Annotated in this window: 18 protein-coding genes, 1 other RNA gene and 1 pseudogene; 14 read left to right on the forward strand and 6 right to left on the reverse strand. The window is 41.2% G+C overall.

Annotated elements, in window-relative coordinates:
* Positions 1–55: 55 nt before the first annotated feature.
* Positions 56–2,383 carry a transglycosylase domain-containing protein gene (locus tag AB5754_RS06405; protein WP_368252279.1) on the reverse strand — a complete coding sequence of 776 codons (2,328 nt, stop codon included), beginning with the start codon at positions 2,381–2,383 and terminating at the stop codon, positions 56–58.
* Positions 2,355–3,047, reverse strand: a complete 693-nt coding sequence (gene recU / locus AB5754_RS06410) for a Holliday junction resolvase RecU (RefSeq protein WP_368252280.1) — start codon at positions 3,045–3,047, stop codon at positions 2,355–2,357. The genes AB5754_RS06405 and recU overlap by 29 nt, the downstream gene beginning before the upstream one ends.
* A 58-nt stretch (positions 3,048–3,105) precedes the next feature.
* Between recU and AB5754_RS06415 the strand changes: the two genes are divergently transcribed.
* The 6 genes from AB5754_RS06415 to AB5754_RS06440 all read left to right on the forward strand — a co-directional run bounded on the left by AB5754_RS06415 (position 3,106) and on the right by AB5754_RS06440 (position 7,011).
* Positions 3,106–3,654, forward strand: coding sequence for a DUF1273 domain-containing protein (locus tag AB5754_RS06415; protein ID WP_311834480.1), 549 nt, complete (start codon positions 3,106–3,108; stop codon positions 3,652–3,654).
* A gap of 77 nt (positions 3,655–3,731) precedes the next feature.
* Positions 3,732–4,208, forward strand: a complete 477-nt coding sequence (gene gpsB, locus AB5754_RS06420; protein WP_311834481.1) for a cell division regulator GpsB — start codon at positions 3,732–3,734, stop codon at positions 4,206–4,208.
* 16 nt (positions 4,209–4,224) lie between these two features.
* An RNA gene (rnpB, locus tag AB5754_RS06425) (RNase P RNA component class B) lies at positions 4,225–4,592 on the forward strand.
* 151 nt (positions 4,593–4,743) lie between these two features.
* The gene (locus AB5754_RS06430; protein ID WP_311834482.1) at positions 4,744–5,916 is read left to right on the forward strand and encodes a class I SAM-dependent RNA methyltransferase; all 1,173 of its coding nucleotides are present in this window, start codon (positions 4,744–4,746) and stop codon (positions 5,914–5,916) included.
* Positions 5,909–6,577: an HD domain-containing protein gene (locus tag AB5754_RS06435; RefSeq protein ID WP_368252281.1), complete on the forward strand. Its 669-nt coding sequence runs from the start codon at positions 5,909–5,911 to the stop codon at positions 6,575–6,577. The genes AB5754_RS06430 and AB5754_RS06435 overlap by 8 nt, the downstream gene beginning before the upstream one ends.
* Before the next feature lie 77 nt (positions 6,578–6,654).
* Positions 6,655–7,011 carry a hypothetical protein gene (locus AB5754_RS06440; RefSeq protein ID WP_311834484.1) on the forward strand — a complete coding sequence of 119 codons (357 nt, stop codon included), beginning with the start codon at positions 6,655–6,657 and terminating at the stop codon, positions 7,009–7,011.
* A 562-nt stretch (positions 7,012–7,573) separates the two neighbouring features.
* Here the strand turns inward: AB5754_RS06440 and AB5754_RS06445 are convergent.
* Positions 7,574–7,897: a hypothetical protein gene (locus AB5754_RS06445; RefSeq protein WP_368252383.1), complete on the reverse strand. Its 324-nt coding sequence runs from the start codon at positions 7,895–7,897 to the stop codon at positions 7,574–7,576.
* A gap of 149 nt (positions 7,898–8,046) precedes the next feature.
* Between AB5754_RS06445 and AB5754_RS06450 the strand changes: the two genes are divergently transcribed.
* A complete protein-coding gene (locus AB5754_RS06450; protein WP_368259513.1) occupies positions 8,047–9,399 on the forward strand; it encodes a DEAD/DEAH box helicase in 1,353 nt (450 codons plus the stop codon).
* Positions 9,400–9,440: 41 nt separating this feature from the next.
* Here AB5754_RS06450 and AB5754_RS06455 read toward each other — a convergent pair whose 3' ends face one another.
* Positions 9,441–9,878, reverse strand: a complete 438-nt coding sequence (locus AB5754_RS06455) for a GNAT family N-acetyltransferase (protein WP_311834487.1) — start codon at positions 9,876–9,878, stop codon at positions 9,441–9,443.
* 64 nt (positions 9,879–9,942) lie between these two features.
* Here AB5754_RS06455 and AB5754_RS06460 point away from each other — a divergent pair, with 64 nt between their 5' ends.
* The 4 genes from AB5754_RS06460 (at position 9,943) to AB5754_RS06475 (ending at position 16,088) form a co-directional block, all read left to right on the forward strand.
* Entirely contained in the window at positions 9,943–11,001 is a 1,059-nt protein-coding gene (locus tag AB5754_RS06460) for a hypothetical protein (protein WP_368252386.1), read from the forward strand.
* 308 nt (positions 11,002–11,309) lie between these two features.
* Entirely contained in the window at positions 11,310–13,949 is a 2,640-nt protein-coding gene (alaS, locus tag AB5754_RS06465; protein ID WP_368259514.1) for an alanine--tRNA ligase, read from the forward strand.
* Between the two features lie 158 nt (positions 13,950–14,107).
* A complete protein-coding gene (locus AB5754_RS06470) occupies positions 14,108–14,995 on the forward strand; it encodes a viral A-type inclusion protein (protein WP_368259515.1) in 888 nt (295 codons plus the stop codon).
* The gene (locus tag AB5754_RS06475; protein ID WP_311834491.1) at positions 14,988–16,088 is read left to right on the forward strand and encodes a hypothetical protein; all 1,101 of its coding nucleotides are present in this window, start codon (positions 14,988–14,990) and stop codon (positions 16,086–16,088) included. Before AB5754_RS06470 ends, AB5754_RS06475 begins: the two co-directional genes overlap by 8 nt.
* Positions 16,089–16,192: 104 nt before the next feature.
* Here the strand turns inward: AB5754_RS06475 and AB5754_RS06480 are convergent, their stop codons facing one another.
* A complete protein-coding gene (locus AB5754_RS06480) occupies positions 16,193–16,621 on the reverse strand; it encodes a hypothetical protein (protein ID WP_368252389.1) in 429 nt (142 codons plus the stop codon).
* 109 nt (positions 16,622–16,730) lie between these two features.
* The gene (locus tag AB5754_RS06485) at positions 16,731–17,240 is read right to left on the reverse strand and encodes a DUF308 domain-containing protein (protein WP_311834493.1); all 510 of its coding nucleotides are present in this window, start codon (positions 17,238–17,240) and stop codon (positions 16,731–16,733) included.
* Positions 17,241–17,401: 161 nt separating this feature from the next.
* Here AB5754_RS06485 and AB5754_RS06490 point away from each other — a divergent pair, with 161 nt between their 5' ends.
* From AB5754_RS06490 to AB5754_RS06500, 3 genes and pseudogenes are all read left to right on the forward strand, one after another.
* On the forward strand, positions 17,402–17,878 hold the full coding sequence (locus tag AB5754_RS06490) for a hypothetical protein (RefSeq protein ID WP_368259516.1): 477 nt from the start codon (positions 17,402–17,404) through the stop codon (positions 17,876–17,878).
* A gap of 209 nt (positions 17,879–18,087) precedes the next feature.
* Entirely contained in the window at positions 18,088–18,627 is a 540-nt protein-coding gene (gene lepB / locus AB5754_RS06495) for a signal peptidase I (RefSeq protein ID WP_368252501.1), read from the forward strand.
* A gap of 138 nt (positions 18,628–18,765) precedes the next feature.
* Positions 18,766–19,673: pseudogene (locus AB5754_RS06500) on the forward strand (double-strand break repair protein AddB); the annotation flags it as partial.

The raw sequence follows: 19,673 nt of genomic DNA on the forward strand, positions 1-19,673 counted from the left end.
AAAATAAAGCCCCCAGTAAACAGCTGCTTTTGACTGCTTACTGGGGGTTGTTTTGTTACGTTTGGTCTTGCTCTGTGCCTTCTGCGTTATTGCCATTTCCTTGATTGTTGCCTTGGTCTGGCGGTGTGCTAGAAGAAGTAGGTGGGTCACTACTTGGCGTGGTACTACTTTCCGGAGTAGACTCACTTGGCGTAGTACTGCTTGGTGTGGTACTACTTTCCGGTGTTGCCGTGCTTTCTGGAATCGACTGGGTAGTAGAAGTCTCACTTGTGACGCTTTCTACCGTACTAGAACTGGAAGGAACTGGAACGCTACTCGAACTTGGCACCACCGAAGATTCTACTGTTGGCGCCACATAGGTATCTTTCCAGTAAAGCTCATTGCCTACTTTAATCAAGTCATTTGGCATTTCCCAATCGGTAACCGTGCTATTGCGAGTCACGTATTGCATCAATTCCCGATAGACGTCTGAGGCTACCATATTGGAAAGTTCAGTGACCGGCGTCATATGGTCATTATAGCCAGTCCAGACAGCTAATGAGTAATCGGGGGTATAGCCGGCAAAGGTTACATCTGGGGAAATATTATCCAAATTGCCTAGTGTGGCCATATCCGCATCAGAATAATTGGAAGTCCCGGTTTTCCCAGCTTGAATTAAGCCAGAAATTTGGGCATTGGTTCCAGTACCTTGAGTGATTACATCTTTTAGCACATCTGTCACCATATAAGCAGTCCCGGCTTCCATGGCTTTGGTGCCGTCAGGATTAAATTCATCATAGGAACCATCTTGGTAGACGATTTTTGAGATGTACATCGGTTTGTAATACGTGCCGCCATTGGCAAAAGCACTGTAAGCTGCTGCCATTTTTTCAGAAGAAGCACCGTATTTCGTACCTTCTTGAGTCGTATTGCTGGAAATTGCATTGCTGATTTCCATATTGGCGTATTCAATGCCTAATGATTTTAAGAAGGCTTGGGATTTCTCCACGCCGACTTTATCTAAGAGTTTGACTGCCGGCACATTTCGCGATTGGCTTAAAGCTGTACGTAATGAGATATTGCCCATGTATTTCATGTCCCAGTTGTTCACTTGGATGTTTGTACCGGGATAGGTATAAGGTTCATCCTCAATCCGAGCACCGGTGGAGTCTTTTAAGTATTCAAAAGCCGGCCCATAATCGGTAATCGGCTTCATGGTAGAACCAAAATCCCGAGAAGTGTTGACTGCTAAATTATTGCCTAACACTACAGAAGCATCAATATTACGCCCGCCGATTTGAGCGGTCACTTTTCCGGTTTTCGCATCCATTAATGTTGCAGCAACCTGCATCTCACTATCAGGGTAGGCGACATAATTAGCTGTATTGACGATATCGTACAAACGGTTTTGGGCATCTAAATCCAAGTTGGTGTAGACTTCCAAACCATCAGTGTAAACATTTTTTCCGGTTAATTCTTTGACTTGCTGGATTACTTCATTGACGTAGCCGTCGTATTTGACCCAGTTTTGGACAGAGTTGGTAAACTCGATTAAGCCATCGGTAATCGGAGTGTCTATGGCTGCTTTGTATTCCGCATCGGTGATTTTTTTATTTTCTTTCATGGTATATAAAACGATGTCTCGCCGTTCTTTGGCTAAATCAGGATTTTTATAAGGATCATAGGTTTCTGGTGCTTGGGGCATTCCGGCGATTAAAGCGGTTTGAGCCAAGTTTAGTTCACTGAGACTTTTGCCAAAATAAGCTTGGGAGGCTGTTTCCATACCTGAAATCCCGTTAGACATGTAGACTTTGTTAATATAATAAGTCAAAATTTCTTGTTTCGATTTTTGTTTTTCTAGTTGAATGGCCATCCACGCTTCTTGGGCTTTTCGCTTTAAGGTTTGGTCACTGGCTTTGGTGGAGAAGAAGGAAAGCTTGATTAACTGTTGAGTTAAGGTGGAGCCTCCTTGAGTGGTATCACTTTTTAAATTCGAGACTGCTGAGCCGATAATCCGAATCGGATCGACCCCGATATGCTTGTAAAAACGTTTGTCTTCCACCGAAACAATGGCGTCTTCCAAAAGTTGCGGCACTTCTTGAGGCGTAATGGTTTCTCTGCGCTCAGTACCTAATTCCGCATAGCTTTCGCCGTTTGAAGCCAATAGGGTAGAAGAAATGGCAGATTCTAAACTGGTTTCATCAATTTTCGGTGCATCTTTGGCATAGTACCAGAAAAGGCCGACGCCACCTAAAAACAGCAACATGCCCAAGATAAAAAGACTGGCGAAAATGCGAAAAATGATGGTACCCGCTGAACGCTTTTTCTTTGTCTTAGGTTTTTTCGGTGCTTGTTTATTGTTTTTTTTATTTCGGTTAGCTCTTGAAGGGGTATTCGTTGTCATAATCCTGCTCCTTTTTGGCAAAGTAAGTATCTAAGGCGGTCAAATAAGGGATTCTTGGCGCGATGCCCAAAGAAATCTCAATACTTTCGGCTTCAATAGTAGTCAATGGGATTGATTTTTTGTTGGTGATTTTTTGCTCTTGCCAGTGGCGGCTTAACACTGCACTATCCATAAAAAAACAGCGCTGCAACTGAGAAAACCACAAGAGAACAAAGGCCACGCCACCTTGGTTACGACAAGCATCCATATGGGTAATCTGGTGTTGGTGAAAGTTTTTCAACGGAAATGAGGTCTTGTTTTTGGTTTCTTTAGCCTCAAAATCCACATAGTACCCTTTATAAACCCCGTTGTAGTCAGTAGTGGAAGCCTCTTTAAAATAAGCTTCTTTAATTACTGCGGCACTTCTTTTAGGATAATCCACTTGGACGATTTGAATCGGGGTAGGCTTTTTATGAATCACTGCAATATTGCGGCTTAAATAATAGGCATTGCTGTCATTAATGGCTTCTTCAAAACGCATACCGCGATTGGCGAAGCTGGCATTTTTATCCGCTGCTTTTAGATTGGAAACAGACTTCCTGCCTTTGATAGCCGGTGCTTGTTTTAGGGACTTTTTCGTTATATCATCGACATAAAGGCGTCCGTCGGGATAGTTGAAAACCATGAAATCACACTCCTACCGGGCTATTATACCAAAATCTGCTAGGGAAAGGAAAAAAACCGTGAATGATGGAATCAAAACCCTGTTTGTTACCGGCTACAGAAGTTACGAAATGGGTGTTTTTAAAGAGGATGACCCGAAAGTTGCAGTTATTAAGAATGTCCTAAAGAAGCGTTTAATCGACTATTTAGAAGCAGGTTTGGAGTGGATTTTAGTTGGGGGAAATCTAGGGGTAGAAATTTGGGCGGCCCAAGTAGCCTTGGAGCTTAAAGGGGAATACCCAGATTTAAAAGTGGCTGTGATCTTTCCGTTTTTAGAATTTGGCAGCCAGTGGAAGGAAAACAATCAAGCTTTGTTACAAGGGGTAAAAAACCAAGTAGACTTTGTGGAAGCAACCAGTCATCAATCATATGAAAATCCTCAACAGTTACGAAACCATACGAATTTTTTATTGGCCCATACCGGGGGTGTTTTATTGGTTTACGATGAAGAGTTTCCTGGAAAAAGTCAGTACTTCTTAAAAGATGCTCAAAAATTTTCCACAGAAAATGCTTATCAAATTGATAAAATTACGATGGATGATCTACAAAATTCGATATTAGAAGGATAGTATTTGATTTCCCTGAGATTTTTGGATAGAATAGATAGGAAAGATTACTCTTTTGAAAAAGCTAATGAGGTGTAAACATGGCAAATTTAAATTACAGTCCAAAAGATATTCTCCAACAAGAATTCAAAACCAAAATGCGGGGCTATGATCCGGTTGAGGTAGATGAATTTTTGGATAATGTCATCAAAGATTACGAAAGCTATAATAAAGAAATCCTAGGTTTGCAAGAAGATAACGACCGTTTGAAAGCCAAAGTGGCGGAATTGTCCAAAAATCAAAGCGCAACACCTACTCGCTCCACACAAGAAGCACCCAAGAGCCAAGTGGTAACAAACTTTGATATTTTGAAACGTTTGTCCAATTTGGAAAAAGAAGTTTTCGATAAGAAACTCGATCAAGATACTACAACAGCACCGAATGTAGCTGCTGGTTCTGCCATTAATAGCGCCAATTATGTTGCCAAAGATAAAGAAGTAGCAGAAGTAAAGGTTGAAGAAAAACCAGAAGTACCAGTTGAAACACCAGAAGACTTAGAAAAAACGCGTCAATTTTAAAAGGTAAGACACTGTGATTTTCGGGCAATCGCGGGCCGGCTAACCGGTCTGAGGAAAGTCCATGCTCGCACCGGCTGTGATGCCGGTAGTGTTCGTGCCTGGCGAAACCATAAGCCAGGGTACCGAGTGATCGGTAACGGCAGGAAAAACACCCTAAAACTTCGGTCATGGGCTAGTATCCTTGAAAGTGCCACAGTGACGAAGCGTCCTTGGAAACAATGACGGTGGAACGCGGTAAACCCCTCGAGCGAGCAACCCAAACAATGGTAGGGGCGCTTCTTTGACGGAATCAAACGAATACAAGAAGGCAAGCAATTGCAGATAGATGATTGCCCAAGGAATCTTTGACCTGAAAGATTCTTGGACAGAACATGGCTTATAGAAAATCACAGTCTTTCAGGAGGAATGACAGGCTCATAATTGTTTTGTGTAAACGAAACGATTATGAGCCTGTTTTCACGAGACCATTCAAGGATTGCTTGCTTTGTAACCAAGCAGTTCTTTTAAACAAATTTGCAAAAAAGAAGGGAACAAGATGGATAAAAATCAACAATTTTCAGTCATTGCCACTGCCGCAGCAGGCTTAGAAGCCCTAGTAGGCAAAGAATTACGAGACTTAGGGATTGCCTGTCAAGTAGAAAACGGTCGGGCACGCTTTAAAGGCACCATGGCAGAAATTGCCAAAGCCAATTTATGGTTGCGCACTGCCGACCGAATTAAAATCGTCGTAGGAGAATTTGATGCGTTAACCTTTGATGAATTATTTGAACAAGTCAAAGGATTGCCTTGGGAAGACTTTTTACCATTAGATGCGGCATTTCCCGTAGCGGGCCGTTCGATTAAATCTAAGCTTTACAGTGTACCGGATTGCCAAGCGATTACTAAAAAAGCGATTGTAGACCGGCTGCGGACTTATTATCACCGTCCTGCCAGTGTGCCATTAGCGGAAACAGGGGCGTTATTTCAGTTAGAAGTAGCCCTTTTAAAAGATCACGTTATGATTACCTTGGATACCACCGGGCCTAGTTTGTTTAAACGGGGCTATCGCTTGGAAAAAGGAGGCGCGCCTTTAAAAGAAAATATGGCCGCAGCCTTAGTTATGTTGACCAATTGGCACCCAGATCGTCCCTTTGTGGATCCGGTTTGTGGTTCAGGTACATTGTGTATTGAAGCGGCTTTAATTGGCCACAATATCGCGCCAGGTTTTAATCGCAGTTTTGCCTGTGAAGACTGGGACTGGTTTTCTGATGAGGTCATGGAACAAGTTCGCCAAGAAGCAGAAGAAGTAGCCGATTATGATAAAGTATTAGATATTTCGGGTTTTGACATTAGTGGGCCGATGATTGACGTAGCCCAAAAAAATGCCGAAGAAATTGGTTTAGGTGATTCCATCGTCTTTAAACAACAAGCAGTAAAAGATTTTAAAACTGAGAAAGAATATGGAGTGATTGTGGCGAACCCACCTTATGGCGAACGTCTAGGAGAAGCTGAAAGTGTCCGCGTTCTCTATCGTCAAATGGGGCAAGTCTTTAAACCACTGACTACTTGGAGCAAGTACATCTTAACTAGCGATTTGCAGTTTGAAGAATTTTACGGGGCGAAAGCTACTAAAAAACGCAAGCTTTATAACGGAGCCTTGCGTACCGACTTCTTCCAGTACTGGGGCACTAGACCACCGCGGAAAGCTCGGGAGACCAGCCATGAATGAGGAGCAATTGCAAACTGTCACCACGAGAATAGTCGAAATTATTGACTATGCCAAAAAACACTTAGCTCATGATGGTAGCGGCCACGGTTTTGATCACGCCCAACGTGTAGCTCATTTGGCGCAAAAAATTCTTTTAAACACAAAAGAAGCCGTGGATGCTACGGTGGTCTTAGCAGCGTGTTACCTCCATGACACCATTGATGACAAAGTGGTCGCCGATGTAGAGGGGGCCACGGAAGATTTACGGGAATTTTTGGAGACGCAAGGATTAAGCAGTGATCAAGTCTTGGAAATTTTGTTCATTATTGACAATCTTTCATTTTCAAAACAGTACTTTGGCAATAGCTTGGAACTGCCGCTATCAGGTCAAATTGTTCAAGATGCGGATCGATTAGAAGCCTTAGGGGCCATGGGATTAATGCGTACTGCTTATTTTGGAGGCTACAGTGGACATCCTTTGTATGATCCGGCTATTAAGCCGAAAACTTTTACTTCAAAAGCCGAATATCGCCAAGGGACAACAGTGATTAACCACGTCTATGAAAAACTGTTTTTATTGGTGGATATGATGAACACAGCCTATGGCAAAGAAGAAGGCCAGCGCCGAAAAGCTTTCATGGAAGACTTTTTAAAAGAATTTTATCAAGAGTGGGAAATTTGAAGTTTTCTTAGGGCCAGGGGATATTATTTCTATTTTTCGACTTCATCTTCTATAATCGGGGTAGGGAGTTGAAGAACATGTATTATCAAAAAACATTTAAGGCCGAACAGATGGCCGCGGTCTTGGCCAATGTTTCCGAATGTTTTTTTATCATTCAAGGACACTTTGTAAATAAAGAATACCGAGTGGCAGTGTACAAATACGATCATGAATATTTTCTATTGCGGGACCATCGAATTTTCTTAAAAACCGCAAAGACCAAAGGCTGTGCAGCCGGTGATGAGGATGCGGTTTTAGCTTGTATTGAAGAAGCTTTGGAGGAAAATAAATATCTTTTAATTGATAAATCCTACTTGCGCTTGGAATTGGATATTCTATCAAAGATGTCAAAACACAATGGCATTGATATCCAGTATTTTGAATTTTTTGATTAAAAAAGACAGGCTGTGACAATAGTTGGGTCACCGTCCTACGAACCGAACAATACCAAACGTGAGACGCAAGCAAAAGAAGGCTATCTTCCATTAAAAATCATTGGAAGATAGCCTTCTTTTCATTGCTAAAAATCTCAAACGCTGCCTAACCTGTGTTTCTCAAGCTAAGTCAGCGTAATTCGCTTTTTCTCTTTTCACGTATGGTAATGTTCTCTCTTCGGACTAAGACACAAAAATTGTCACGATTTTTTATCATCCGAATCTTTTTTATCAAAAAAATTAAATGTTCGTTGTTTATCATTTAGGGAATACTTATGTCACGGTCCCCTTTTTTGTCGGCTGAGAGATAATGCTAATGTTACAAGTAAGAATTCTGTACTACCAATTCCAATTCGCTTTGGCTTCACAAATTAGAGATTTTCAAAATCAAGTTAAAACCGACACCTGATAAAGTGCATCCTGTGTCGGTTCTGCTTTAAATCTGGAGAGCTAAACCAGTTTGTGCCGCCTTTCTCACGATATAAAACTAGTTTTGAAAAGTGGGTTTTAATCATTTTTAGAATTATGACGGATGGCGGATATCTTGAATTCGGCGCCAGGCCCGAATTAGATTTAAACCGACTAATAAAATGCCAATGACCAAGCCAATGTATAACGTCCACGTGGGAAAACCTAGCGTTGTGGTCACACTAGTCCAGCTTTTATCAGCAGCCTCATGAAAGGCGTATTGCAATACTTGAAAGCAAAAAGCGGTCATAAAACCGGAAATAATAAATAAGACAAAACCGATATAATGGATTTCACTGCGCTTGCGAAAAATGGCAAAGCCTGCATAAAGAAGCAATAAGGCCCCAGGCACCCCGTAAGCAAAATATGGATTTAACATAACCAACACACCCCCTATTGTCATGATACTTCATTTTTCCAAAATAAGAAAATATCCTGCCAAATTGGCTGAGAATAAAAGAAAATTCGCCAGTTTCCTGCAAATATGCTATAATGCCAAGGATTGCCAAAAGAAAGAAGGTGGAGCAAATGACCTTTGAAACATTTGAATTCAAACCATTTATCCAAAAAGCTCTAAAGGAAATCGGTTTTAATCAACCTACAGAAGTTCAACAGAGACTGATTCCTTTGATTCAAAAAAATAAAAGTGTTGTGGGCCAATCCCAAACTGGGACCGGGAAAACCCATACCTTTTTACTGCCTTTAATGGATCGCATCGATCCTGAAAAAAATGAAGTGCAAGTGGTGATTACTGCCCCCAGCCGGGAGTTAGCCACTCAGATTTACCAAGCGGCTAAACAAATTGCGGACTATTCTGAGCCTATTATTCGCGTGACCAATTTTGTGGGGGGCACTGATAAAAAGCGTCAAATTGAACGCTTGAAACATCAGCAACCTCACATTGTGGTAGGCACGCCTGGGCGAATTTTAGACTTATTAAATGAACAAGTCTTGCAAATCCATACCGCTCAAGCCTTTGTAGTGGATGAAGCGGATATGACATTGGACATGGGCTTTTTGGCAGAAGTGGATCAAATTGCCAGCCGTTTACCAGAAAAATTACAAATTCTAGTTTTTTCTGCTACGATTCCTGAAAAGCTACGGCCATTTTTGAAAAAATATATGGAGAATCCGATTATTGAGGAAATTAAGCCAAAAGCGGTGATTTCAGAGACCATTGACAACTGGTTGATTTCCACCAAAGGCCGTAAATCGGAACAACAGATCTATCAACTCTTAACCATGGGGCAACCGTATTTGGCGATTGTCTTTGCCAATACGAAACAACGAGTGGATGAAATTACCGCTTACTTGAAGAATCAAGGCTTGAAAGTAGCCAAGATTCACGGCGATATCACCCCTCGTGAACGAAAACGAATCATGCGCCAAGTTCAAAATATGGACTATCAATATGTGGTTGCTACTGATTTGGCTGCCCGGGGGATCGACATTGAAGGCGTTTCTCATGTAATCAATGCGGAGTTACCTAGTGATTTGGAATTCTTTATTCACCGCGTGGGGCGGACTGGACGTAACGGACTTCCTGGGACGGCCATTACGTTATACGATCCATCTGATGAAGCAAGCATTATCGCCTTGGAAAAACTGGGCATTTCTTTTGAACCAAAAGAGATTAAAAATGGTGAAATCGTAGAAAGTTATGACCGGAATCGACGGAAAAAGCGGGAAAAATCCAAAGATGAATTGGATCCTACTTTAATCGGTTTGGTGAAAAAGAAGAAAAAGAAAATCAAACCAGGCTACAAGAAAAAAATCCAGCGGGCTGTGGACGATAGCAATCGCCAAAAACGCAAAATCGAACGGCGCCAACAAACTCGTAGCGCGCGTAAACATAAGAAAAGCTCCCATGATGGAAACTAAAAAAGAAGGTCAGGACTTTTATGTCTTGGCCTTCTTTTTACTTAAAAATCTTTCTGCATGTTCACACATTTAATCCCATCTTCTAAAAAACTCTTGCCAAACGCTTGGTAACCGAGCTTTTCATAAAACGCTTTGGCACTCCATTCTGCGGATAAAATACTTCCTTTGTACCCGTCTTTTTTTCCTTGACGTTCGTAATCGGTTAGTAATTGGCGGCCGATTCCTTTTCTTCGGTACTCTTTGGCGACACAAAAACGATCTGGTCGAATCAAATCTGGCTGTTTTTCATCTGCTTGGTAGCGAATCGTGGCAATGGGAAGGCAATCATCAAAAATCACAAAGTAAGGGGGGCTTTTGGCATCTATTTCATCAAATTCCAAGTGGGCCGGAATGTTTTGTTCTAAGACAAAAACTTGGTAACGTAAGGTGAATGCGGCTGCCTGCAATGAAATTTCCTTGCCGAATACTTGTCTTTTCATCTTTTCTCCTTTAGTCGTGGTATACTTAATCATAACAGATATTGGTAATGAGGGAGTCAGGCAGATGAATTTATTTGAAATGATGGAATGGAGCAACTGGAAAAAACTCACGGATGAAGCAATGTTGCAAGTGGTGGGGAAAGTCTTGATGTATTTTGTTAGTCCGCTGAAACTGGTGACAGATATTCGGTTAATGGATTTTGAATTAGCTGGCGTAAAGTGCCGCACTGCAGAACTGGAGATTGACGGGGATCCCTTTGTCTTTGTCCCTGGCAATCAAGAAGCTATTTTAGGTTGGGATTTAGGGGTCGAAGGCTTAAATGCTACTACTTGGGCACCACCATTTCCTGAAGAAAAATCCTTATTGACTCAACAATTGATTACAGAATTTGGTTTAGAAACCGAAGAACAATGGGATCAATTCGTTAATTTATACACCACCCCATTGCGTAAAGTCGCCATTTGTCCCATGTTGGTGGAAAAATATGCTCTACCGGCAGGCACCCGCTATCTTGGAGATTTAGATACTGTCACGGGAGAATTTACCGGGGATATGGGTAAATTTGCCCCGGCAGAAGCAGAGGTACGGCAGCTTTTTGCTCCGCCGGCTTCTTTTGAAGAAAGCCTGAACTTCACTTTGCCTAAACAAGCCGAAGTCGGGGAAAATTATTATGTAGAACTCGCCGAAGACTTGGAAAGTTATCATGTTTTTGAAAGACGCTTTCAGACCCAAGAAGAAATCATTAAAGGAATTCGAAAAGAAGGCTTTCGTTTGTTAACAGAAGACCAGTGGGAATATGTGGTAGGCGGGGGCACCCGGCGTTTGTTCCGCTGGGGCCACGATTTAGACAACGATGATTCGTATTGGGGACGCCAAGTAAAAGGCTATCTTTGTGCCAATAATATGTTTGGCATTTATGTGGACGATCGTTTGCAACGCTACGAAATTACCCGGGAGAACCATTTGAAATTAGACTGCTGGCAACCAACAGGGATTCCTCTATTGGACTTTTTACCTATGGCGACTTATTATCGGGCGCCTCGCCAATTAGATGCAAAAGAAAAATTGTCCCTAGAAAATTTCAGCTATCGTCGAGGGGTAGTGATCGATCCGAAGCGGTAGTAGCGTTTCGGAACCAGGATTTTCCATTGACATTTTTTGTCATATCTTCTATACTAACCAAAGATAAAAGGCCATAATCAAAGAATCCCTTCTTTACAGAAAGCTCTCAGTGCTGAGACGAGGGCAAGAAGTCCTTTTGATTGCTCCCTTTTTGAGATTGCGACTAAAACCGCAACGGTCCTCACCGTTATCGAGCTTAAGAGGTAATGCATGACAGCATTGCAACCAAGGTGGTACCGCGTGGACACGTCCTTGGTCTGCATAGCTGTCTTTTTTTATCCAAAAATTTAATGAAAGTAGGCTTATCCATGAAACAACTCTCTAGCGCTCAAGTGCGTCAACTCTTTTTAGACTTCTTTAAATCCAAAGGTCACAGTGTAGAACCCAGTGCTTCTTTAGTACCGGTGAATGATCCCACCTTATTGTGGATCAACTCTGGTGTGGCAACTTTGAAAAAATACTTTGACGGCTCAGTGGTGCCTGAAAATCCTCGGATTACCAATGCTCAAAAGTCAATCCGGACCAACGACATCGAAAACGTAGGCAAAACCGCTCGTCACCATACGATGTTTGAAATGCTCGGCAACTTCTCCATTGGGGATTACTTTAAAAAAGAAGCGATTCACTGGGCTTGGGAATTTTTAACTGGTGCCGAATGGATGGCTTTTGATCCAGAATTGTTGTATGTTACCGTTTATCCTAAAGATACGGAAGCAAAACGAATTTGGCATGAAGAAGTAGGCTTGCCGTTAGACCATATTGTGGAAATTGAAGACAATTTCTGGGATATCGGTGCGGGTCCTAGTGGTCCTGATACCGAAATTTTCTACGACCGGGGAGAAGCTTTCAACGATTTAGCTGAAGATGATCCAGAAAATTATCCTGGCGGGGAAAACGAACGCTATTTGGAAATCTGGAACTTGGTCTTTTCTGAATTCAATCACAAACCAGATGGCACATACGAACCACTGCCTCATAAAAATATTGATACAGGCATGGGCTTGGAACGGATGGTTTCCATTGTGCAAAATGCCCCAACTAACTTTGAAACTGACTTGTTTATGCCGATTATTCGCCAAGTAGAAGACTTAAGTGGTCATTTCCAATACAGCGATAGTCCCCAAACAGATATTTCCTTTAAAGTAATTGCCGATCATATCCGGGCGCTTTCTTTTGCCATAGGAGACGGTGCGTTGCCGTCTAATGAAGGCCGGGGTTATGTTTTACGTCGACTGTTGCGCCGAGCAGTGATGCACGGTAAAAAACTCGGCATTAACGAAGCCTTTTTGTATAAATTGGTGCCAACAGTGGGCAAGATTATGAATAGCTATTACCCAGAAATCTTGAACCAACAAGATTTTATTGAAAAAGTGATTAAAAACGAAGAAGAACGCTTCCACGAAACCATCAATGAAGGTTTGGAAATTTTAACTTCCGTTATCGAAAAAGTTAAAAAAGACCATGGCGATACATTGTCTGGTAGTGACATCTTCAAACTATACGATACTTATGGATTCCCAGTAGAATTAACGGAAGAAGTCGCCGAAGATGAAGGGTTAAAAGTGGACCATGCTGGCTTTGAAGCAGAGATGGAAGCACAACGGACCCGGGCTAGAGCTGCTCGTAGCACGGAAACTTCCATGGGCGTGCAATCCGCACTTTTAACGGATATAAAAGTAGAGAGTGCTTTTGTGGGCTATGAAAAAACAGAGATAGATAGCGAATGCTTAGTAATTATTGAAAAAGATCAGCTAGTTAGCCAAATGACAGAAGGCCAAGGGCAAGTAATCTTTAGCCAAACACCATTTTATGCAGAAATGGGCGGACAAGTGGCCGATACTGGTCACATTATCGACGGCTCAGGAGCTGTGGTGGCAGAAGTGTACGATGTGCAAAAAGCACCAAATGGCCAATTCTTACATCAAGTAGAAGTTAAAGGGGCCATTAAAGAAGGGGAAAGCTATCACTTGGCAATCGATAGTGCCCGTCGCAATAAAATCATCAAAAACCATACGGCAACCCACTTGTTGCATAAAGCGTTAAAAGAAGTATTAGGCAATCACGCCAACCAAGCCGGTTCTCTAGTAGCACCTGGGCATTTGCGTTTTGACTTCAGCCATTTTGGTCAAGTAACCCCAGAAGAATTAGTTCAAATGGAAGCCATTGTGAATGAAAAAATCTGGGCTGCCATTCCGGTAAATACCATTGAAACCGATATTGATACTGCCAAACAAATGGGTGCCATGGCACTCTTTGGCGAAAAATATGGTCACGATGTACGGGTAGTGAATGTAGGCGACTGGTCCATTGAATTGTGTGGTGGCGTTCACGTGAAGAATACCGAAGACATCGGTATCTTTAAAATCGTCTCTGAGTCTGGAATTGGAGCGGGCGTTCGTCGAATTGAAGCAGTTACCAGCAAAGAAGCCTACGAACTACTTTTTGAAAAAGAAACGCAATTAAAAGAAGTCGCTCAAATCGTAAAATCGCCACAGATGAAAGAAGTAGTATCAAAAACCGAACAGTTGCAACAACAACTACGTCAATTGCAAAAAGATAACGAAGCTTTGGCTAGCAAATTAGCAAACCAACAAGCTGGCGATGTCTTTAATAACGTAGAAACGATTGGCGATATTCGCTATATTGCCGCTCAAATTCAAGTTAAAGATATGAATCAATTGCGTCAGTTAGCCGATCAATGGAAACAAAAAGACCAATCCGATGTCTTAGTTTTAGCCACAGCAAACGATGGCAAGGTGAATTTACTTGCTGCTATGAGTGACAAAGCACTGGCCCAAGGACTTTCCGCAGGGGATTTAATCAAAGCCATTGCACCAAAAGTTGGTGGAGGCGGTGGCGGCCGTAAAGACATGGCCCAAGCCGGTGGGAAAAACCCAGCTGGTATCCCAGAAGCACTAGCAGAAGTTGGCAAATGGTTAGCAAAATAAAATGCTAAAAAGGAAGTCAAGTCTTAACTTGGCTTCTTTTTTCTGACAAATTTCATTTTCGTTACACATGTTTTTTTCTGTTGATAAAAATGGCTTCTAGTGGCTTTGTATCAGTAGTTAATGCTAAAATAAAAGAGATAGTAAAGGAGGGGGAACCATTGACAGAAGAAACCATTGACCAACACCAAACTGAATCAAATCAAGAGAACACCACCTTTGATGAAATCAAACATGTGGCTTCCGCAAATATTGGTCAAATGTTACAGGATCTCCAGGAGTTTGATGTGGCCATTAAAGCAGAACGAATTCCGGATATTTACCGGATTTACAATGGGCGCTTACATGGAGAATTGAAAAAAACCTCGAATCAAAACCATGAAATCGATCGCTTGCTAACACAAAAAATTCACGATAGCTTTATGGCCGCTTTTCCATTTATGGTCCATAAAGAAAAAATCTCAGAAACTATGAATTACTACACCATTAGTGAATACTACCGCGAACGGCCGATGATTGGGATCGATGCTAGTATTCCAGAGATTTTCATCATTCCCAAAATTGACAGTGAGTGGCAACGCTTTATGCCTCGAGCAGATGGTTTGATGCGCAACGAGGAAATCCATGCATTGGAATCTGAGTTAAATGAGTTGGAAGCAAAAAGTATTTCCGCTAAATCTCAGCTAGAAAAAGTCAATGAAGAGCTCAAAGAACTAAAAAACCAAGAAGCGGCCATTGAAAACACCAAGGGTTTCTTTAATCGTGGAAAAGTGGAAGAAGAGTTAGAGCCGATTTTGAAACGTCGGGCAGAGTTGGAAGAAAAACAGGAAGAATGGCAACAATATGTGGATGATCGTCAATTTGTTACAGCGAAAAGCGCTACGATTAAAAACCGAATGAAGGAAGTTCGCCTGGCTCGAGCTTTGGTAGAAAAAGAACGGCGCTTAATCGAGAAATACTTTGGAAGTCTGGAAGAAATGACAAACCAAATCAATCAATTTGTGGCAGCGTATTTAGGTCAAATTCAGGAGGTGAAAGCAGATGACTAATCAAGAAGAAAAAGAAACTAAAATTAACACTAAGGAAGTCATCTTGCCAGAAGCTCCCGCTGAAGTACCTACAACAGAAACAGAAAAACCCGAAGTAATTGAAGATTCCTCGATTTTAGAAGAGGTAGAGACGACTGGTGAATCAGAAACAGTAGAAGGAATTGAAACAGATTCTGAGATGGAAAGTGAAGAGCTTTCAGCAGCAGAAGACAAAATTAATCGGGAAGTCCCACGAGACAGTAGCCAAGAACGTTATTATCAAAATAAAGAAGTCGATCATCAAGAAATCCAGCAATTAATTACTACGGCAGAGCGGGAATTAGCGGATTTAAAATTACGGAAAGCACTGATGGAAGCAGACTTTTCTCAGTTGTTGCAGTATTATCAAGAGTTAATCTTGCCTAAAGAACCCATTTCTCCCATCGCTAAAAAGACATTGTTGGAATATTTCTCGTATGAGCTATTAAAACCGTTAGCTAATGTGGGATTAGAACAAACCAACAGCTATGATGTTTGGCAAAGCAAGCATTTCTTAATTCAATATCAACTAAATGATCGTCAAGATTTGGCGCTAAATTTTAAAATGACTCCGATTGACAGCCGTTTTACCACTGATTTCATCAATTTGATGACCGTCAAACCAGGAGAATTGGTCGTTGAGGTAGAAGACAATCAAGTGTTAGAATTAATCCGCCAATGGCACGTGGAACATGTTTTTTCTGCCAATCAGCTCTCTTTGATTAATTATGATTTAAATCAATTATTGAGTCATTTTAGAACATTAGGTTTTAGCATTAGTCCAAGTCTTTTAGACAATGCGCAGCCTCTACAAGTGCGCTTAGATTCAGAGTTTCCATTAGAAGAAGCAGTTTTAGATGATATCTTTATTAAAACTATGGAAAATCCTGAATACGACTTTGAAACATTGGTCAACCAGCAATACCAGGTCTTATTGGATCAAGAGCAAAAAATGACCATTAGTCAAACAGAACAAGGAGAAACAAGTCTTTTTGTCGATTCCGACAATCGCCGACGCTCATTATTAGATTTCTTCACCAGTTATCCATTTTTAGTCCCATTAATGGTGCGCTAAATTAAAAAGATGTCTAAAAAAGAACAAGTAAGCCAGTTGAAAACTTCACTGGATTTACACCAAAAACGACCCTGCCACTTTGGCAAGGTCGTTTTTGGCATGATTTAGTCACAAGAGCCTGGTGTTAAGCTGGATTTTTTGGGAAGAAAGGCAGCATCTAAAGCGGTCAGTCGTTTATCAATTCGCCTTGCTAGTGCAGGATCGCACCTTAGCTTGCGGTAGGCGATTAGCAGTATCCCTCGCTCTTTGTCCGGACGTTGTTGGCCACGGTAGAGGTTGGCTAAGCGTTCCACATAGCAGTATTCACCGTAATTATGGAGTTCACAAAGATAGACTAAGAGATCTTCCGCTTTTTCAAAGTCTTGCTCGCCATAATAGGTCAAAGCCTCGCGGTATAACTTGATTTCAAAATTTTCATTTTGTTCAATCGCTTTACGTTTGCGCCATTCCCGTAACGAGATTTTTTCCACGGTATTTCCTTGGGCATCTCGAATCAAAATCACGGGGATATCTTGTGATTGCTTTTGTGGCATCTGAATCCCGACTTTCTCCTGAGTTCTTATATTACTCAGATTATAGCCAATCTTGGTAAAAAGCACAATCAAAATTAGGACTTGTTTTAAAAATCCTAAAGAACACAGTTTAACGAGTTCTAAAACTAAACAAAAGCTGGCTTAGTCCATAAATAACCAAAATGCCCCCGAAGAATTGGAATAGCAATAAAATACTTCTGAAGGGGTTAAAGACTAAAATCACACCGGCGATGATTAAAACAAGGCTAAAGATCAGCCACGTGAGACGACCTTGGTTTTCTTGTTGCAGGGCTAGCTCTTGTCGCAGTTGACGAATGCCTGCTAAAATAACTAAAATGCCTAAAAAGAAGGGAATTAACGAAAGAATCGGTTTCGCTAAGACGATGATTGCTAAAGCCACTATCAACAATAAAATTCCACTGGCATAGGAACTGGCAACATTTGGCTTTTCTCGTAGTACTGTATAGAGGTTTAAAATGCCCATTACGGCAAAATAAGCCGCAATCAAATAGATAATCCCATTAAAGATCAAACCTGGTTGCCACAGCACCAAGATTCCTAAAAGAAGTAAAAGCCCGCTATTTAAAAGGAATTTCCCTTTTTCTTGAAACCATTCCATAATTATTTTCCTCCTTGTAAATGAACTAATCTTATTGTAGCTGATTTTTACTGGATTGAAAAAGATTCTTGCTATTTTGTTAAAGAATTAGATGAGTTGTCAAATAGCGGATTTTAAAGTATCTTTGAGTAGTAGAGTCTGGTTAAGGAAGGAGAAGCAAAATGAATGTTTTTAGCCTATTGTTACTCCTTTTAGTGATTGTTTTGTATGCTTATTTAATCTTAGTAAAAAGAGAATTGGTTTTTGTCTCTAAGCGCCGATCGGCCATTACCATTTCAGTGCCTTTATTTGCTGTGGGGGCTTTATTTTTAGCCACTCATGAAGCGGCCAGCCTCTGGGAACATTTTCAAGGAATTTTAGCGGCTTTGTTGATTTTCAGTTTTTTCTTGGATTCTAAAGGATTAGCAAATGAACGAATTGTCAGCAATGCTATGGACATTAAAGGAATTCCTTATGGTGAAGTGAATCGGGTGGTGTTATTAGCCAATGGAAAACAAACGAAGCTTAATTTCTTTCGCCGTGGTATGCGCGGGCCATTGTTAGTTTTTGATGCGCCAGTCCAAGATGTGGTGGTCTTTTTAGCAGAACGCTTAACAGAAGGTACGCCAATTGAAGTGATTGTGAAAGAAGAAAAATAAATTGGTCTGGAAAATAAGTCAGTTGCTAAATGAAAGGGGACTGCTTTCTTAATAGCTGAAATACATTGGACTATTTTAAAGTTTGCGGTATTCCTAGCCGATTTTGTCAAAAAACTGAAAATAACTCATTCTATTTTACCGATATCTGACTACTATGGTACACTTAAAGTAAGCAATTTGCCGTGTCGCTCAGAATTGGAGGGGATGGAATGAAAAAAGAATGGTTGAAAACAATTCTGTACTTTGGAGGACTTTTAATCGTCTTGTGGTTGTTACGCCAGTTTGTCTTTACCCCAGTGATTGTAAAGGGGGATTCCATGGATCCCACACTCCACAATGATGAGCGAGTAATCGCATTGTTGAATTTTGACGTGGAACGCTTTGATATTGTCACTTTTCCTGCTCCTGACGAACCGGGTAAAAACTATATTAAGCGAGTCATCGGTTTGCCAAAAGAAGTAGTGGAATACCGAAATGACACCCTTTTTATCGATGGAGAAGCTGTAGAGGAACCTTATTTAGATCAATACAAAAAGGAATTAACAGACGGTTTACCCTTAACATTGGGCAATGGTCAGCAAGAAAGTTTTAGTTTTGGTGAAATCCCTCCAGGAAAAGTCCTCGTGCTAGGGGACAATCGTCGGATTTCCAAAGACTCTCGTTCGATTGGGTTTATTGAAAAAGACCAGTTGTCAGGAGATGTGAAACTAATCTTTTGGCCCTTAGAAGACATTGGTTTAATAAACTAGAAAAAGCGGAAGGGACTCGTGAAGTTCACCTAAAAAACTCTAAAAAGACTTTTGAGTCTTTTTAGAGTTTTTGCTGTCTTCAGACTTTAAGGCGTATTTTTGTTATACTTAATCAATCAACTAAAAGGAGGGCATCTCATGGGTTTGCGATTTTTATTAGGACACGGAAACTGTGACTTACAGTCAGCAGCCGTGGAGGAAGCCATCGCTTTTAAACAAGCTCATCCCCAAGGCAAAGTCTTTTTTCTAGTGCCTAATTATAATAAATTTGTTCAAGAACAAGAACTGCTTCAAGGCCTGAAGCAGCGACAACAGAGCCAAAATTTTAGCACCATTGACATTCAAGTTTTTAGTTTTTATCGTTTGGCTTGGTATTTTCTACAACAAACAGGTCAATTGACAGAAGACACCGTCACCGAAGCTGGTAGTATGATGATTTTGCGCCAAGTGTTGGGAGAATTGTCGGAGGAATTAGTCGTTTTTAAAAGTGAAGTGAAAAAAGCTGGTTTTGTGCGCCAATTATTAGAATTTCATCAAGAGTTGACTGTAGGCAAATTAACTCCAGCTGATTTGTTAACAAAAACTTCAATTAATGAAGAGGCCACCGGACCAGAAGCCGCCAAATGGCAAGACCAACAAGCCAAATTAGCAGAAGTTGCGCAGATTTTAACGGCGTATCAAGAAGCGTTAAATAAGCGTGAACTTCAAGTAGAAGATCCATTGGCAGTTTTGGTAGCTTATTTACAAGGGGAATTGGATCAAGAGTTGATCACTCCCCCTGATTTATCAGAAACTTTGTTTATCGCCTATGGCTTTGAGGAGTTATACGCTCAAGAAATCCAGCTTTTACAAGTTCTTTTAAGCAAAGCCACAGTAACGATGACGTTATTGTTGGATAGGCAATATGCTAGTCAGCCGCCTTCTTCGTTGGATCTCTTTGCGCCAACAGGGAAAATTTTTTACCAACTCACTCAAGCAGCCCGAAGTGTGGATCAAAAAGTTGCAGTTTTATCTGGCGCCAAAGACTGTGAAGAATACCCAAATTT

The organism is Enterococcus sp. 2201sp1_2201st1_C11_2201SCRN_220225 (assembly GCF_040925905.1).
GTDB classification, from domain to species: Bacteria; Bacillota; Bacilli; order Lactobacillales; family Enterococcaceae; genus Enterococcus_C; species Enterococcus_C asini_A.

Coding starts and splice junctions, on each gene's coding strand:
- recU (WP_368252280.1), bottom strand. CDS start 3,047: ATGGTTTTCAACTATCCCGACGGACGCCTTTATGTCGATGATATAACG.
- AB5754_RS06485 (WP_311834493.1), bottom strand. CDS start 17,240: ATGGAATGGTTTCAAGAAAAAGGGAAATTCCTTTTAAATAGCGGGCTT.
- alaS (WP_368259514.1), top strand. CDS start 11,310: ATGAAACAACTCTCTAGCGCTCAAGTGCGTCAACTCTTTTTAGACTTC.
- AB5754_RS06405 (WP_368252279.1), bottom strand. CDS start 2,383: ATGACAACGAATACCCCTTCAAGAGCTAACCGAAATAAAAAAAACAAT.
- AB5754_RS06460 (WP_368252386.1), top strand. CDS start 9,943: ATGAATTTATTTGAAATGATGGAATGGAGCAACTGGAAAAAACTCACG.
- AB5754_RS06445 (WP_368252383.1), bottom strand. CDS start 7,897: ATGTTAAATCCATATTTTGCTTACGGGGTGCCTGGGGCCTTATTGCTT.
- AB5754_RS06475 (WP_311834491.1), top strand. CDS start 14,988: ATGACTAATCAAGAAGAAAAAGAAACTAAAATTAACACTAAGGAAGTC.
- AB5754_RS06430 (WP_311834482.1), top strand. CDS start 4,744: ATGGATAAAAATCAACAATTTTCAGTCATTGCCACTGCCGCAGCAGGC.
- AB5754_RS06435 (WP_368252281.1), top strand. CDS start 5,909: ATGAATGAGGAGCAATTGCAAACTGTCACCACGAGAATAGTCGAAATT.
- AB5754_RS06480 (WP_368252389.1), bottom strand. CDS start 16,621: ATGCCACAAAAGCAATCACAAGATATCCCCGTGATTTTGATTCGAGAT.
- AB5754_RS06450 (WP_368259513.1), top strand. CDS start 8,047: ATGACCTTTGAAACATTTGAATTCAAACCATTTATCCAAAAAGCTCTA.
- gpsB (WP_311834481.1), top strand. CDS start 3,732: ATGGCAAATTTAAATTACAGTCCAAAAGATATTCTCCAACAAGAATTC.
- AB5754_RS06455 (WP_311834487.1), bottom strand. CDS start 9,878: ATGAAAAGACAAGTATTCGGCAAGGAAATTTCATTGCAGGCAGCCGCA.
- AB5754_RS06490 (WP_368259516.1), top strand. CDS start 17,402: ATGAATGTTTTTAGCCTATTGTTACTCCTTTTAGTGATTGTTTTGTAT.
- lepB (WP_368252501.1), top strand. CDS start 18,088: ATGAAAAAAGAATGGTTGAAAACAATTCTGTACTTTGGAGGACTTTTA.
- AB5754_RS06440 (WP_311834484.1), top strand. CDS start 6,655: ATGTATTATCAAAAAACATTTAAGGCCGAACAGATGGCCGCGGTCTTG.